Raw genomic sequence first — 14,325 nt, forward strand, 5'->3', positions numbered from 1 at the left:
TACTCCGGTGCACGGCACTCCACGCGAAAGGACCCGCATCTTCGTGACCGGCGCGACGCCTCAGAGTCTTCGCACGACCGCGATCGGCGCCGCCGGTTCGCGGCCCTGCACCCTGGTCGTCTGCCGGGGCTGCTGCTGCGGCAACCCGCGCAAGCACCCCGGCACCGACCACGACTGGCAGTTGGAACGACTGCGGGCCGGTGCCGACGCGTCCGGTGGGCGCTTCGCGGTGCGTACGACCGACTGTCTCGGCCCATGCGATCAGGCGAACGTCATCGTCGTGCAGCCGTCCGCCGCCGGACGCCGGGCCGGCGGCCGGGCCACCTGGATCGGCTTCGCCATGGACGACGACTGCACGGACGAGGTGCTGCGCTGGGCGTCCGCCGGAGGACCGGGCGTCGCGGCACCTCCGGTCACCCTGGAGCTGCAGTTCATCCGCCCGCCGCGCGGGGCCCGGGCGCGCAGTCGCCGATAAGGCCGTACGGGGGCTGTGGTGTGGCCCGTAACGACGGTGCGCCTCAGCTTTCGGTGCCGTGTTCGGGGAAGTCCGGGAAGACGGTCACCTGCGGACGTGCCTCGGCCCATGCGCGGATTTCGGGGCCGACGGTGCCGTAGATCTCCGCGTGGACCAAGTCCGCGTACTGCCCGGCGCGTGCCAGCAGTTCTGCCGCGCGTTCCTGGTGGACCGCGACCGCCTCGTCGTCGGTGTACTCCTCGATGACCAGGTAGCTGCCGGCTCCGGCGGAGAACCAGCGGTAGGTGAGGGTTCCCGGCTCGTCCTTCGCCTGCTTCTGCAGGGCGAGGGCCAACTCCTCGAAATCCGCCTGCCGTTGGTCGTGGGCGTCGAATCGCGCGCGTACGAAGATGCTCATACCGCATTCGAACAGATCGGTGGGCCGAGCGGGGCGAGTCATGCGCGTTCGGGCTCTGCCCTCGGCGAATCTGCCGCGGGCAGAGAAATCCGATCCACGGAGGCGTTGGGGCCGAGAGTGGAGGGCGCGGCGACGGCAGCCGCGTCACGACTAGGAGGACCGATGACTCCACTCATCACCGGCTGGGACCCGGCCCGCGCGCCGCGGGCCGAGGAGGGCGACACCCCTCCGTCACGCTTCGACGACCATCTGGCCGCGCAGCTGCTCGCGCAGCGGATCGTCTTCCTCGGCACGCAGGTCGACGAGGTCTCCGCGAACCGGGTGTGCGCGCAACTGCTCCTGCTGTCGGCGGAGGACTCGCGGACCGACATCAGCCTGTACATCAACAGCCCGGGCGGATCGGTGACCGCGGGCCTCGCGATCTACGACACGATGCGGCTGATCCCGAACGACGTCTCGACGCTCGCCATGGGATTCGCGGCGAGCATGGGCCAGTTCCTGCTCAGCGTGGGCACGCACGGCAAGCGCTTCGCACTGCCGAACGCGCGGATCATGATGCACCAGCCGTCCGCCGGCATCGGCGGCACGACCGCCGACATCGAAATCCAGGCGCAGAACCTGGAGTTCACGAAGAAGGCCATCGAGCGGATCACCGCGGAGCACACCGGCCAGAGCGAGGAGACGATCTCCCAGGACGGCGACCGCGACCGCTGGTTCACGGCCGAACAGGCCAGGGAGTACGGCATGGTGGACCGGGTCGTGGAGTCGCTCGACGACGTCCGCCCTGCCGCGTCACGACGACGGATGGGGCTCTGACATGGGTACGTACACGATTCCGAACGTCGTCGAGCGAACCCCGCAGGGCGAGCGGTCGTACGACGTCTTCAGTCGGCTGCTGTCCGAGCGGATCATCTTTCTCGGCACCGAGATCGACGACGGCGTGGCGAACGTCGTCATCGCGCAACTCCTCCATCTGGAGTCGTCGAGCCCGGAGAGCGAGATCGCGATCTACATCAACTCGCCCGGAGGTTCCTTCACTTCACTCATGGCGATCTACGACACGATGACGTTCGTCCAGGCGCCGATCTCGACGTTCTGCGTCGGGCAGGCGGCCTCGACGGCGGCGGTACTGCTGGCCGGGGGCGATCCCGGTCGGCGGTTCGTGCTGGAGCACGCGCGCGTGCTGCTCGGTCAGCCGGCGAGCGGCGGACGGCAGGGCACGGTCTCGGACCTCAGCCTGCAGGCCAAGGAGATGCTCCGGATCCGCTCCCAGGTCGAGGAGGTCCTCTCCCGGCACACGCCCCACGACATCGCCACGCTGCGCGCGGACATGGACCGCGACAAGGTCTTCACCGCGCAGGAGGCCGTGGCGTACGGGCTCGCGGACGAGGTGCTGAGCCGGCGGCTCGCGGTGGTCTGACACCCGGCCCGGGGCCGTACGCCGTGCGTCGGACCACCGCGGGCCGGTCAGGCGGCCAGGCACATGCCGTCGTACCGCGACGTCGAGGTCGCCCGGCTCGTCGAGGTCGTCGACGAGGTGCGGCCGCGGCCCGCCCCGACCCGGGCGACCCGGGTGAGTTCGTCCTGGGCCAGCGACAGCAGGTCGGTGAGGCCGAGGCCGAGGGCGCGAGCGGCGGCCGCGAGGACCTCGGAGGAAGCCTCCTTGCGGCCGCGCTCCAGCTCGGAGAGGTACGGCATGGAGATCCGGGCCGCGTCGGCCACGTCCTTGAGCGTGCGCTCCTGGGCGAGGCGCTCGCGCCGCAGGACGTCGCCCACGAGGTCGCGCCACAGTGGCTCCTTGGTCGCGGGCGCCGGTGACGCCGGCCGCGGCGCGAGGACCGGCCGGGGCCGCTGCGGCGCTCGATCCGGGGCGCCGGACGGAGCCGGAGAGCCGGTCGGAGCCGGGGCCGGCGTGGCCCCCCGGCGCAGAGGGATGACGCGGGCTTCGTTCGGCGCTTGGTTGCTCACCCCTTCAGCCTAGAAGCGCCGAGCTGCGCGGGAAGGGATCGGCGTTCTGCTCTCGGTGAATCCGGGCGCCCGGCGGGGTGCCGCGTCGGCCGGTCGGTCACACGCGAGATCGCGACGTGCCGTCGCCCCCTGCTGACGCGCCGCCCGCTACTGGCCGACGCGGCCGTCGATCCGTTCGCGCAGGAGGTCCGCGTGGCCGTTTGTGCCGGGCGTACTCCTCGATCATGTGCACCAGCACCTCGCGCAGTGCGATGGGCTCGTCGTCGTTCGTGCTGGTGACGTCCAGGCCGGGGGTCTCGGCCACGAACCGTTCGGCGAAGGCGACTTCGGAGCGCCAGGTGGCCCAGGCCTGGTCGACGACCTCGGGGTCGGGCACCGCGCCGTTGAAGTCTCCGTTGGGATCGCCGTCGGAGTGGTAGTGCCGTGGCACGTCCTGTCCGGCCATCACCCGGCGGAACCAGGCCTGTTCGACTCCGGCCAGATGCCGCACCAGCCCGGGCACGACAGATTCGACGGCTCGACCGAACGCCGGGCGATCGCCTCGGCGTCGAGTCCGGCGCACTTCATCTCCAACGTCAGCCGCTGGTCCCGCAGAAACCCGACGAGCGTGTCCCGCTCCCACCGGCCGGCGGCCGGCAGGGAGGCCGGTTGCGTGGTCTCGGCGGTCGTCTTCACCGGAGCTAGGGCTCCTAAGATTCCGGAGCATTCTCCTCAGGGGGATTCTCCTCGGGGGGATTTTCCTCAGGGCGATTCTCCTCAGGGGGCGCGGACTGCTTCGGGGCGCTGTTGGGCGCGGAGGGGGCGGCAGAGGGCGCCGGAGCGGACTCTGTCTGCGCGGACGGGGGCGCTGTCGTGCGATCGGCGGACGGGGAGCCGGGCTTCGAGGCCTCCGTGGGCGTCGTGGTCGGAGGCTTGGTGGACGGGGACTCGGACTTCGACGGCGAAGGCGACGAGGACTTGGGCGATGGGGACTTCGACGTCGGCGAAGGCGACGAGGACTTGGGCGATGGGGACTTCGACGTCGGCGAAGGCGACGAGGACTTGGGCGACGGGGATGTCGACGTCGGTGAAGGCGACGAGGACTTGGGCGACGGGGATGTCGGGGGGCACGTAGTCGAGCCACCCGGCGAAGCGGCGCACGGCGTCGGAGACTTCGGCGTCGGGGACGAGACGCTCACGGTCGGGAAGGGCGGGCGCACCGGCGGACGCGTCTTCCGGTCGTGGCGGACGTTGTAGCCCTTGTTCCGGGCTATCCACTCGTCGTTGTGAGGGTCGAAGATGACGAACACGTTGACGACCGTGACCGAGGGCGCGACGACCACGACATTCTGTGGCCGGTACGACGGCCACTTGTCGCCGGTCGGCCTGGGCGTGGTCTGCTGCTGGACCGGCTCGCGCAACGGGTTGCCGCACGCACAGCGAACACGGGGCACGCCGTGGGAGTCGACGAGGACGGCGGTGCCCGCCTGGAGGACCGCCTGGTAGCTGTTGGAGGCGCCGTTTCGGTAGCCGTGGTTGGTGACGCGGGTGTCCACGCGCAGCTGTACGGGGGTGAGCGAGCGCAGATACGCCGGGACTCCGGACGGCTGGACGCCCTGTGTCGCGCCGAACGACCTGTTCTTCGCCGGGTCCGCCTGCAACGAGCTGATCTGCTTCTCCACGTTGCAGCTGGCGGCGTTGCGGGTGCCGCTGTAGAGGCCGGGCGTGGAACCGACCACGCCGCGTGTCACGTTGGCGGCTTCCGACCCGGTCGACACCGTGGGGGTCTCGGGCGCGCTGGAACTGTCGGTCGCCGTCGACTCGGTGTACGGGTCGGGGCCGGCCGTGCCCGCGGCCTGGAGGAAGACCTCACTGCCGGTGTTCTTCCCGCCGCCCGAGTCGGTGTTGGTGAAGACAAGGCCCAGGATCACCGCGGCCGCCACGCCACCGCTGATCAACGCGACGCGCGGCGCCGACTTCCACCAGGGCCCCTCCGGCCCCTTGCGCGGCTTCTCCGGGCCGCCCGGACCGCCTGGCCCGGAAGGACCACCCGGGCCGCCCGCACCACCGCCGCCGCCCGCACCGCTCGGCGGTGGCGAAGGCGGGCGGCCAGTCGGCTGGGTGGGGCCTGGTTCGGACGAGCTCGGCTGCGACGGACCCCCCGACAGAGGGCCCGAAGGGGGTCCGGTGGGTCGGCCTGAAGACGGAGGTTCGACGCTCACGGAGCTCTTCTTCCGGTGTAGGGATCCGCGGTACTTCCCACAGTTTGTGCCGCTTTTTCCATAACGAACCCATTGTGTGCTCCGGTCCCGTGCTGCTCGCAAGCCGACGCGGTCGGGCCTCCCGAGGGGCGGACCGTGCCGACGCTGCTTAGCGTGGCAGCGTGAGCGCCCAGACACCGTCCGACCAGGCAGTTGCCCGCAGCGGTGTGCGGACGGCGGCCCGTCACGGCTGGGTCCGGGCCGTCGTGGTCGTGCTGGCCGGGCTGGTCGTCATGGGGGTGGTCGCCGCGCTCGGGCTGTGGGCGGCGGGTGCCACGGACCTCCCCGACAACGCGTTCCCGCGGGTCGTCGCGGCCACCGTCGTGGCGGCGGTCGGCGGCACCGTCGAGTTCACGGGCGACGCCGGAGTCATCGCGGAAACCCAGGCGGGCCTGACGGTGATTCCGCTGTCGGTCACGCTGGCCGGAGCCCTGGTGATCGCGGCCGGTTTCCTGCGGCCGCTGCGGCACCGGGCCGTCGCCGGCGCGCCCGAACTGGCCGGGTGGGCCGCCCGGATCGCCGTCCTGTGGGTGCTGGCCCTGGTGGGACTCGCGCTGTTCGCCCGCCAGAACTTCGAGGTCTCCCTCGGGAACGGGACCATCGCTGACATCGGTGAACTCCTCGGCGCCACGCCCGAGGTGGGCTTCAAGGCCGACCTGCCGCGGACGCTCGGCTTCGGAGTGCTGTGGCTGGCGGGCGTGTTCGTGCTCGCCCTGCTGGTCTCGCGCGGGGCGCCGCTTCCCGCGCGGCTGCTGCGGTTCCAGGAGTCGGTGCGTCCGGCCGCCTTCGCCATAGTGGCGCTGCTGCTCGCGTACGTCGCCCTCGGCGTGGTCATCGGGCTGGTGGTGGCGGCGACGCGCGGGCACACCGCCGAGACGTTCGCCCTGATCCTCCTCGGGCTCCCGAACCTCGTCTGGCTCACCTTCACGATCGGGTTGGGCGCCACCTGGAACGGGCGTGTGGACGGGCCCTTCGGGCTGCCGATGCCGCATCTGCTCGACGAGGTGCTGCGCACCCCGGACGTCTCCACGCTCAACCTCCGCACCCTCGCCGACCACGACGGCCGAGTGTGGTGGCTGGTGGTGGTCGACGCGGTGCTGCTCCTCGCGGCCGCGTTCCTGATGGCGGCCCGCTCACCGGCCCGGATGCGGGCCTGGCAGCACGCCGTGCACATGGCGGTCGCGCTCACGTTCACGGTGCTGATGATCTGTCTCGTCGGCCGGATCTCGGCGCACTACGGCCTGTCGATCATCGGCATCGGCGACATCGGGGGCGGCCTGGAGGGAGAACTCTTCCTGAAGCCCGAGGTGTGGTCCGCGCTCGGGTTCGCCTTGCTGTGGGGGCTGGTCACCGGGTTCCTCGGCGGTCTGCTGACGAAGGGCGTCCACCACAAGGGCGAGGTCAAGGAGGCGGCCCCCGACGTTGACGTCGCGTCGGGGCGACGCGGGAAGACCGGCCAGGTCCGCCTTGGCACTTCCGGTGGCGGACCGGGATCAGCCCTCACGCAGGATCGATCCGTCAGGCGTCATCCCGGTCGTCGCCGTCGTACGTCACGAGTCGGGTGGATTCGCGGCTGTCCGGAGCCGCGTCGCGTACGCCCCTGGTCTGCCCCGCCTCGGGCGCCTCCCCGGCTCGCTCCCGCGTCCCCGCCGCCGGATCTCCCTCGGTCGCGAACGTGCTCAGCCGTGTCCCGTCGCAGTACACCCACCGCTCGTGCTCACCGTCGTACAGCCAGAGGGACTCGCCGTCGACGACGACGCCGATCCGCTCGCCCTGCGTGCGGTTGCGGAAGGACTCCCCGTCGAGCTGTCCGGCCGCGAGCTCCTCGGCGGCGGTGCGATAGCGGGTGAGCGCCTGCTCGACGCGGGCGAGCAGCGGGCGCGGGTCCGCGGTGCGGGTGAGCGGGCTGCTCGCGGCGGGCGGCGCCTGCGGTACGGCGATCAGGAGGCGGCCGTCGACCCAGGCCGACCAGCCGTTGGCGCAGACGACCCGGCCCCAGTCCCCGAGCCGGTCGACCAGCTGGACCGGCAGCAGCGCGTCCAGCGGCACCGTGGGCCGCGACGGGTCCGGGCTCTCCCAGGCGGGCAGGCCGTCCTGGGGGACGACATGCGTGGGGCGGAAAGCGGGGATCGTCATCGGCGCCTACTTCCGCATGACCACGGGTTCGTACCGCCCCAACAGGCGGAACACCACGTATCCGAAGACGACGGAGAGCACGACCAGCATCCACGCGCTGAGCAGCCAGACGCCGGTCGAGTGCCGGAACAGCGGGTCGGCGGCCAGGGGCCCCGGGACGATCCGGGCCAGCCCGATGGTCCCCGCCATCGCGCCCAGGGCCCAGCGCGCGGGGACGAGCACGGCCAGTTGCTCCATGCCGGGCAGCCCGTACAACTTCAACAGCGCACCGCTGAATACCACCTGGACGATGGCGAGCAGCACCAGCAGCGGCATGGTGACCTCCTCCTTGGTCACCGCGGCGGAGACGACGAGGCCGAGCATCATCGAGGCGAAGGCGAGCAGGGCCACGGCAAGCGTGATCTCGAGCAACGGCGGCATGAGGACCCCTTTGCCGCCTGGCGCGTTGAGGTCGACGCCGAACAGGGCGACGAGGCTCAGCACGACGGCCTGAAGGACGGTGACAGTGCCGAGGACGACGATCTTCGACATCAGGTACGCCGATCGGGACAGGCCGACGGCGCGCTCCCGCTGGTAGATGACCCGCTCCTGCACCAGTTCGCGCACGGCGTTGGCCGCGCCCGTCAGGACTCCGCCGATGCACAGGATGAGCAGCACGTTCATCGCCGTCTCCAGCGTCAGTGTGCTGCCGGCCACGGCGCGGGCCATCGCCCCCATCACGCACGGCAGCACGATCATGACGGCGAGGAAGGTCCGGTCGGCACTGAGAACGGCCGCGTACCGGCGCACCAGGGTGCCGAGTTGCGAGCCCCAGCTCTGGGCCTCGGGCGGCGGTCCGACGGCGGCGTCCGGGGGAGCCGGCGGCAGATGTGGCTGCGCGGTGGAGTTGTCGATGTACTCCTGATGGAACGGCGAGTCCCGGTACTCCCCCGCCCAGTCCCTGCCCTCGTCCCGCTCGAAGGCCTCGAACGCCTCGGGCCAGTGCCGGTAGCCGAAGAAGGCGAGGGCGTCGTCGGGCGGCCCGTAGTACGCGACCTTGCCCCCGCGCGCGAGCACGAGGAGCCGGTCGCAGATGTCGAGGCTGAGCACGCTGTGGGTGACCACGATGACGGTGTGGCCGTCGTCGGCGAGGCCGCGCAGCATGTGCATCACGGAGCGGTCCATGCCGGGGTCGAGCCCCGAGGTCGGCTCGTCGAGGAACAGCAGCGACGGCTTGGTCAGCAGTTCCAGGGCCATGCTGACGCGCTTGCGCCAGCCGCCGGGCAAGCTGTGGATGGGCTCGTCGACGCGCTGCTCCAGGCCCAGCTCGCCGATCACCTCGTCGACCCGCGCGCGGCGCTCCGCCTTCCCCGTGTCCTGCGGGAAGCGCAGCTCGGCGGCGTACGCGAGGGCCCGGCGCACGGTCAGCTGGGCGTGCAGGATGTCGTCCTGCGGGACGAGGCCGATGCGCCGGCGCAGCTCGGCGTAGTCGTGGTAGAGGTCGCGGCCGTCGTAGAGGACGGTGCCGCGGTCGGCGGGGCGCTGCCCGGTCAGGGCGTTGAGGAGGGTGGACTTTCCGGCGCCGCTCGGGCCCACGACCGCGAGCAGGCATTTCGCGCCGACGGGAAAGGACACCTGGTCGAGGAGGGTGATACGACCCCGGTCGGCCTCGACGGTGAGGTCCTGGACCTCCAGGAAGACCTGGCCCGTGTCGACGTACTCCTGCAGCTGGTCGCCGACGAGGCAGAACGCTGAGTGGCCGATGCCGACGATGTCACCCTGCGTGACCGGGGTGCGCTCGACGGGCTGCCCGTTGAGGAACGTGCCGTTGTGGCTGCCGAGGTCGACGATCTCGTACGTCCCGTCCGGGCCCGCGCGCAGTTCGGCGTGCCGTCGGGAGACGGTCAGGTCGTCGATGACCAGGTCGTTGTCGCCGCGGCGGCCGATGCGGACGGTGCGGGCGGGGAGCCGCCGTACGGTGGTCGGCCGCCGGAAGGTGCCGGTGGCGCCCGGCATGGAGACCCGGGAGGGACGCTCCCCGGCGGGCGGCGGGCGGTCGACGAGGACGACGCGCGGGCCGTCGGAGGGGCTGCCGAAGCGGATGACGCTGCCCGGGCCCACCCCCCACTCGTGGACGCGTCGGCCGTCGGCGTACGTGCCGTTCGTGCTGTTCTCGTCCTCGAGCGTCCAGTGGTCGGCCTCGGGCCGCAGCACCGCGTGGTGCCACGAGACCCGCGCGTCGTCGATCACGACGTCGCTCAAGGGGTCGCGCCCGACGTGATAGTCGCGGCTCGGACTCATCACCGTGGAGCCCGTCTCGGTCTCGAGGACGAGTTCCGGCGCATTCGGCGCGACCGGCCGCTCTCCCATGCCAGAATTCTATCGATTCGTCCACATGTGCGCCCGATCGGTGCACCCAGGCGGAAACAGCCGGCGATCAGGCGGCGGAGATGCCGAGCACGGCGGCGGTCCGGCTCATGCGCAGGGCGTCCACGGATTCGGCGAGCAATTCGTATTCGGTGGTGTCGTCGCTGGTGGCGATGCGGACGAGCTTTCCCGCGGCCAACTCCTCAGCGACCAGCTCCTGTTGGACCGAGTCGCCGCACCAGGCGCGCAGCATGCTCGGCACGTCCGGCACGGTGTCCGCCACCGGCGCGATCGAGTTCGGCGGGAAGGTGGGGTCCTCGGGCTGCGGATCGAGCCGCTCGGCCATCCACGCGGCGCGGTCCCGCATCCACCACAGGGCCAGCGCCAGGGTCGGCGCGCGATACGTCCCCAGGGGTACGCCGACGCGCTGGCCACCGCATATTCCGTACGCGGTGACATGGCACAGGAATTCGTCGTGCACGATCGCTCCCCCATCGGCGTCGCTCGCTGCCGGTCCGGCCTCGCTTTCCCTGCGGCTCATTCGTTGTGCACGATGGTGCTGTCCCGGGCGTGGCTGAATTGCCCTAGGAATTGAGTATCGCCACTCCTGACACTCTGTCACCATGTGATTCCAGCCAGTCTCTTGGCATATTCACCGCCCGGTCTGGCCGAAACGGTGCGGGCAGCGCCGAAGGCCCCGCGCTCACGGCATTACCCGTGGGGTAATCGACGCCCCGAGCGGCGCCCGGCATGGTGGTCGTACCGGATCCCGACGGGGCACAACACCTGGGGATCCGGCCCCTGACCAGTAGAGACGACCTCGATGGAGGCTGATTCACCATGTCCGCGAACAACGACCGTTACGAGACCGCCGTCGCCCGTTACTTCGAGGCCTGGAACGCGGGCGAGCCGGACGCGCTGGCGAAGGCCGTCGCCGCCGCCTGGACCGTGGACGGCAGCTACACCGACCCGCTGGCCGACGTCCGCGGGCACGAGCAGATCGCGGCCGTGATCGCCGCGGCGCACGAGCAGTTCCCGGGGTTCGTGTTCCGGCTGCTGGGCGCGGTCGACGGGCACCACGACATCGCCCGCTTCGGCTGGGAGCTGGTCAACGAGGCGGACGGCTCGGCGCCCATCGCCGGATTCGACGTGATCACCCTGAACGGCGAGGGCCGTATCCGGACCGTGCACGGCTTCCTGGACCGCGTTCCGGCATAGGTGTATTGCCCAGTGACGTCGGGGCGACAGCGATGAGTTTTCCCGGTCCGGGCGGTCTCTTGAGTAGGAGGACCACCGGACAGGGAGGATCGCATGAGCACGGCGAGCAAGGTGGACGCGGAGTTCACCGCGGTACTGCGGAAGAGTCCTGCGACAGGCGGTTGGACCTATGTCGTCTGGCCGGAGTCCGTCGCGTTCTTCGGAACCCGCGGACTGGTCAAGGTCAGCGGCACGATCGACGGCCGGCCCTTCCGCAGTTCGTTCATGGCCCTCGGCGACGGCACCCACAAGCTGCCGGTCAAGGCCGACATACGCAAGGCGATCGGGAAGGAGGAGGGAGACACGGTGACCGTCCACCTGGAGGAGCGCCTGAACGCGTAGCGCCGACCGAGGGGCCGCTCAGCTCGTGACCGCCGCCCGGACCGCGTCCCGGTAGCGCCTCGGCGCGACGCCGGTCGTCCGCTTGAAGGCATTGCTGAACGCGCTCTCGGACGTGTATCCCACCTTCTGCGCGAGGGCGGACACGGAGGTCTCCCCGTCCCGCAGCGCCCGCCGGGCCAGGCTCATCCGCCAGTCGAGCAGATAGGTCAGCGGCGGTACACCGGCCACGGCGCGGAACCGCTGGGCGAAGGTGGTCCGGGACATGGCCGCCGCCCTGGCGAGTTCCTCCAGCTGCCAGGGGCGGCCCGGCTCGGCGTGCATGAGACGCAGGGCCGGGGCGATGCGCTCGTCGGCGAGGGCCCGCAGCCGGCCGGCCGGGAGGGCGTCGGCGTCCGCGAGGTAGGCGCGCAGGACCTGGACGAACATGAGCTGGGCGAGCTGGTCCGCCGCGAAGTCGGCACCGGCCCGCCCCGCCGTCAGTTCGTGCAGGAGCTGGTCGAGCAGCCAGCGCAGCACGGGCGCTTCCTCCGCGGCGGCGCGGACATGCATCAGCGGCGGCAGTGCGTGCAGCAGCAACTCCTCGCCCGAGCGCCCCAGTTCGACATGTCCGCCGACGGAGACGACGTCTTCCGCCTCGCCGAGGTGAACCATGGGCTCGGTCGAGTCCGCGAAGAGCCTCGACGCGTCCACCGGCTCCAGTGCCGGATCGCTGGAGATCACGAAGGGCCGGCTGCCGTCGAAGACAGCCGCGTCGCCGGCCTCCAGCCGGACGGCTTCCGGCATGCCGTCGAGGGCCACCCAGAAGCTTCCCTTCACCAGGGCGGTGATCTTGAGCCGGTCCGGCAGGGGGAAGCGCAGCGCCCATGGCCCACCCGCGGTGAACCCACCGGAGATCACACAGCGGGCGTCGGTGAGCGCGAGAGTGTCGGAAAGCGGATCGATCGGCATATCCGTACTATCGCGCAAGTAATGCGGACTCTCAAGTATTCATCGTACGGAGGACCGGTTCTACGGTGGCCTGGAAGGCACACGTGAGGAGATCCACGCCATGACCACCGTCCAACAGCCCCTCCACTCCGGCTTCGACGCCACCTCCACCGCCGAGGACGTCATCAAGGGCATCGACCTGACCGGCAAGGTCGCCATCGTCACCGGCGGCTATTCCGGCATCGGCCTGGAGACCGCCCGCGTGCTGCGATCCGCCGGCGCCGAGGTCGTCGTACCGGCACGCCACACCGAAAGGGCCCGGGCCGCGCTGAAGGAGATCGACGGCGTCGAGATCGAGACCATGGATCTGCTGGATCCCGCCTCGATCGACGCCTTCGCCGAACGTTTCCTCGCCTCCGGACGGCCGCTGCACCTCCTCGTCAACAGCGCGGGCGTCATGGCGCCTCCGCTGACGCGCGACGCGCGGGGATACGAGGTGCAGTTCGCCACCAATCACCTCGGCCACTTCCAACTGGTCGCACGCCTGTGGCCCGCACTGCGCCGGGCGCACGGGGCCCGGGTCGTCTCGGTGTCCTCCTGGGGGCACCGGTTCTCGCCCGTCCTGTTCGACGACCCGCACTTCGAGCACCGCGCATACGACCGCTGGGTCGCCTACGGGCAGTCGAAGACGGCCAACATCCTCTTCGCGCTCGGACTCGACGCGCGCGGAAAGGCGGACGGCGTGCGGGCCTTCTCCCTCCATCCGGGGAGCATCGTCGACACCGGCCTGAAGAAGTACCTCGCGGAGGAGGACCTGAAGGCCGTCGGCGTCCTCGACACCGACGGCAAGCCGATCCTGGACCCGGACCGGCAGCTCAAGACCGTCGAGCAGGGGGCGGCCACCAGCGTGTGGTGCGCCACCAGCCCCCTGCTCGACGGAAGGGGCGGCCTCTACTGCGAGAACAGCGACGTCGCACCCCGGATGAGGCCGGAGGAGGGAAGCGACTGGACCCTCATGAACAGGTCCTGGAAGGCCGGTGTGCTGCCCTACGCCGTCGACCCCGAGGCGGCCGACCGGCTGTGGGAGCTCAGCGAGCGCCTGACCGCCTGAACCGAGGGCCTGGTCGCCCGAGCCGAGCACCGCACCGTCATCATCTCGACCGAGCGCCGCAGGGTCCGATCGGTGGGCGTCAGGGCTTGATGATCGCGTCGATCCGGGCGAGCTCGTCCGGATCGAACTCCAGGTTCCCGATGGCCGCGACGCTGTCCTCCAGCTGCCGCGGGCTGCTGGCGCCGATCAGCGCCGAGGTCACCCGGCCGCCGCGCAGCACCCAGGCGAGGGCGAGCTGCGCCAGGGACTGGCCGCGCGACTTGGCGATCTCGTCGAGGGCACGCAGCTGCCGTACGAGGTCCTCGGTGACCGTGTCGGCGCTCAGGAAGGGGCTGTCGCTCGCGGCGCGCGAACCCTCCGGGATGCCGTCGAGGTAGCGGCCGGTCAGCAGGCCCTGCTCCAGCGGCGAGTAGGCGATGGAGCCCACCTGAAGCTCGTCCAGCGCGTCCAGGAGCCCTTCCTCGGGGCGGCGGTCGAGCATCGAGTAGCGCGGCTGGTGGATCAGCAGCGGGGTGCCCAGCTCGCCCAGGATGCGGGCGGCCTCGCGCGTCTGCTCCGGCGAATAGTTGGAGACGCCGACGTACAGCGCCTTGCCCTGCTGGACCGCCGAGTGCAGGGCGCCCATCGTCTCCTCCAGTGGAGTCTCCGGGTCGGGGCGGTGCGAGTAGAAGATGTCCACGTAGTCCAGGCCCATCCGGCCAAGGCTCTGGTCGAGCGAGGACAGCAGGTACTTGCGCGAGCCCCATTCGCCGTACGGGCCCGGCCACATCAGGTATCCGGCCTTGGTGGAGATGACCAACTCGTCGCGGTAGGGCGCGAAGTCGGCCCTCAGGGCGTCGCCGAGGGCCGACTCGGCGGCGCCGGGCGGCGGCCCGTAGTTGTTCGCCAGGTCGAAGTGCGTGACGCCGAGGTCGAAGGCGCGGCGCAGGATGGCGCGCTGGGTCTCCACCGGCCGGTCGGGGCCGAAGTTGTGCCACAGGCCGAGCGACAGCGCCGGGAGCTTCAGGCCGCTGCGTCCGGTGCGCCGGTAGGGCATGTCCGCGTAACGGTCGGGGTGTGCGGTGTACAACGCGTACTCCTGGAAGGCCGGGAAAACAGGTCTCCACTCTCGCGCGCGCCCGGGCAG

General features: G+C 71.0%; 12 protein-coding genes and 3 pseudogenes. 7 read left to right on the forward strand and 8 right to left on the reverse strand.

What is annotated here, in order from left to right:
• The first annotated feature begins 43 nt into the window (after window positions 1-43).
• Complete coding sequence (locus ACFY0T_RS28190; protein ID WP_388876197.1) at window positions 44-475, forward strand: (2Fe-2S) ferredoxin domain-containing protein; 432 nt, start codon at window positions 44-46, stop codon at window positions 473-475.
• Between the two features lie 43 nt (window positions 476-518).
• Here ACFY0T_RS28190 and ACFY0T_RS28195 read toward each other — a convergent pair whose 3' ends face one another.
• Entirely contained in the window at window positions 519-872 is a 354-nt protein-coding gene (locus ACFY0T_RS28195) for a putative quinol monooxygenase (RefSeq protein ID WP_388876200.1), read from the reverse strand.
• Between the two features lie 162 nt (window positions 873-1,034).
• Between ACFY0T_RS28195 and ACFY0T_RS28200 the strand changes: the two genes are divergently transcribed.
• On the forward strand, window positions 1,035-1,688 hold the full coding sequence (locus ACFY0T_RS28200; RefSeq protein WP_388876203.1) for an ATP-dependent Clp protease proteolytic subunit: 654 nt from the start codon (window positions 1,035-1,037) through the stop codon (window positions 1,686-1,688).
• A gap of 1 nt (window position 1,689) precedes the next feature.
• Window positions 1,690-2,292, forward strand: coding sequence for a ClpP family protease (locus tag ACFY0T_RS28205; RefSeq protein WP_388876206.1), 603 nt, complete (start codon window positions 1,690-1,692; stop codon window positions 2,290-2,292).
• Window positions 2,293-2,339: 47 nt separating this feature from the next.
• On the opposite strand, the gene ACFY0T_RS28210 is transcribed toward ACFY0T_RS28205, so the two are convergent.
• From ACFY0T_RS28210 to ACFY0T_RS28220, 3 genes and pseudogenes are all read right to left on the reverse strand, one after another.
• Window positions 2,340-2,840 (reverse strand): helix-turn-helix domain-containing protein, encoded by a 501-nt coding sequence (locus ACFY0T_RS28210; RefSeq protein WP_388876209.1) that lies wholly within the window; start codon window positions 2,838-2,840, stop codon window positions 2,340-2,342.
• Between the two features lie 147 nt (window positions 2,841-2,987).
• Window positions 2,988-3,515 (reverse strand): annotated as a pseudogene (locus ACFY0T_RS28215) (DinB family protein).
• A gap of 263 nt (window positions 3,516-3,778) precedes the next feature.
• A pseudogene (locus ACFY0T_RS28220) lies at window positions 3,779-5,041 on the reverse strand (DUF6777 domain-containing protein); the annotation flags it as partial.
• Window positions 5,042-5,202: 161 nt separating this feature from the next.
• On the opposite strand from ACFY0T_RS28220, the pseudogene ACFY0T_RS28225 reads away from it, so the two are divergent.
• Window positions 5,203-6,492: pseudogene (locus ACFY0T_RS28225) on the forward strand (streptophobe family protein); the annotation flags it as partial.
• A gap of 730 nt (window positions 6,493-7,222) precedes the next feature.
• Here the strand turns inward: ACFY0T_RS28225 and ACFY0T_RS28230 are convergent.
• On the reverse strand, window positions 7,223-9,565 hold the full coding sequence (locus ACFY0T_RS28230; RefSeq protein ID WP_388876212.1) for an FHA domain-containing protein: 2,343 nt from the start codon (window positions 9,563-9,565) through the stop codon (window positions 7,223-7,225).
• Between the two features lie 67 nt (window positions 9,566-9,632).
• Window positions 9,633-10,043 carry a hypothetical protein gene (locus tag ACFY0T_RS28235; protein ID WP_388876215.1) on the reverse strand — a complete coding sequence of 137 codons (411 nt, stop codon included), beginning with the start codon at window positions 10,041-10,043 and terminating at the stop codon, window positions 9,633-9,635.
• Window positions 10,044-10,402: 359 nt separating this feature from the next.
• On the opposite strand from ACFY0T_RS28235, the gene ACFY0T_RS28240 reads away from it, so the two are divergent.
• Complete coding sequence (locus tag ACFY0T_RS28240) at window positions 10,403-10,780, forward strand: nuclear transport factor 2 family protein (RefSeq protein WP_388876218.1); 378 nt, start codon at window positions 10,403-10,405, stop codon at window positions 10,778-10,780.
• Between the two features lie 93 nt (window positions 10,781-10,873).
• Entirely contained in the window at window positions 10,874-11,161 is a 288-nt protein-coding gene (locus ACFY0T_RS28245; RefSeq protein ID WP_388876221.1) for a DUF1905 domain-containing protein, read from the forward strand.
• 18 nt (window positions 11,162-11,179) lie between these two features.
• On the opposite strand, the gene ACFY0T_RS28250 is transcribed toward ACFY0T_RS28245, so the two are convergent.
• Window positions 11,180-12,109 (reverse strand): AraC family transcriptional regulator, encoded by a 930-nt coding sequence (locus ACFY0T_RS28250; RefSeq protein ID WP_388876224.1) that lies wholly within the window; start codon window positions 12,107-12,109, stop codon window positions 11,180-11,182.
• Between the two features lie 100 nt (window positions 12,110-12,209).
• Here ACFY0T_RS28250 and ACFY0T_RS28255 point away from each other — a divergent pair, with 100 nt between their 5' ends.
• Window positions 12,210-13,199, forward strand: coding sequence for an oxidoreductase (locus ACFY0T_RS28255; RefSeq protein WP_388876227.1), 990 nt, complete (start codon window positions 12,210-12,212; stop codon window positions 13,197-13,199).
• 79 nt (window positions 13,200-13,278) lie between these two features.
• On the opposite strand, the gene mgrA is transcribed toward ACFY0T_RS28255, so the two are convergent.
• Window positions 13,279-14,268: an L-glyceraldehyde 3-phosphate reductase gene (gene mgrA, locus ACFY0T_RS28260; RefSeq protein WP_388876230.1), complete on the reverse strand. Its 990-nt coding sequence runs from the start codon at window positions 14,266-14,268 to the stop codon at window positions 13,279-13,281.
• Window positions 14,269-14,325: the final 57 nt, after the last annotated feature.

The organism is Streptomyces sp. NPDC001530 (assembly GCF_042894545.1).
In the GTDB taxonomy this organism is placed as follows: domain Bacteria; phylum Actinomycetota; class Actinomycetes; order Streptomycetales; family Streptomycetaceae; genus Streptomyces.

Bases quoted from the DNA above. Each gene is read 5' to 3' on its own strand.
- ACFY0T_RS28195 (WP_388876200.1), bottom strand. From the start codon at position 872: ATGAGCATCTTCGTACGCGCGCGATTCGACGCCCACGACCAACGGCAG.
- ACFY0T_RS28200 (WP_388876203.1), top strand. From the start codon at position 1,035: ATGACTCCACTCATCACCGGCTGGGACCCGGCCCGCGCGCCGCGGGCC.
- ACFY0T_RS28205 (WP_388876206.1), top strand. From the start codon at position 1,690: ATGGGTACGTACACGATTCCGAACGTCGTCGAGCGAACCCCGCAGGGC.
- ACFY0T_RS28230 (WP_388876212.1), bottom strand. From the start codon at position 9,565: ATGGGAGAGCGGCCGGTCGCGCCGAATGCGCCGGAACTCGTCCTCGAG.
- ACFY0T_RS28240 (WP_388876218.1), top strand. From the start codon at position 10,403: ATGTCCGCGAACAACGACCGTTACGAGACCGCCGTCGCCCGTTACTTC.
- ACFY0T_RS28245 (WP_388876221.1), top strand. From the start codon at position 10,874: ATGAGCACGGCGAGCAAGGTGGACGCGGAGTTCACCGCGGTACTGCGG.
- ACFY0T_RS28250 (WP_388876224.1), bottom strand. From the start codon at position 12,109: ATGCCGATCGATCCGCTTTCCGACACTCTCGCGCTCACCGACGCCCGC.
- ACFY0T_RS28255 (WP_388876227.1), top strand. From the start codon at position 12,210: ATGACCACCGTCCAACAGCCCCTCCACTCCGGCTTCGACGCCACCTCC.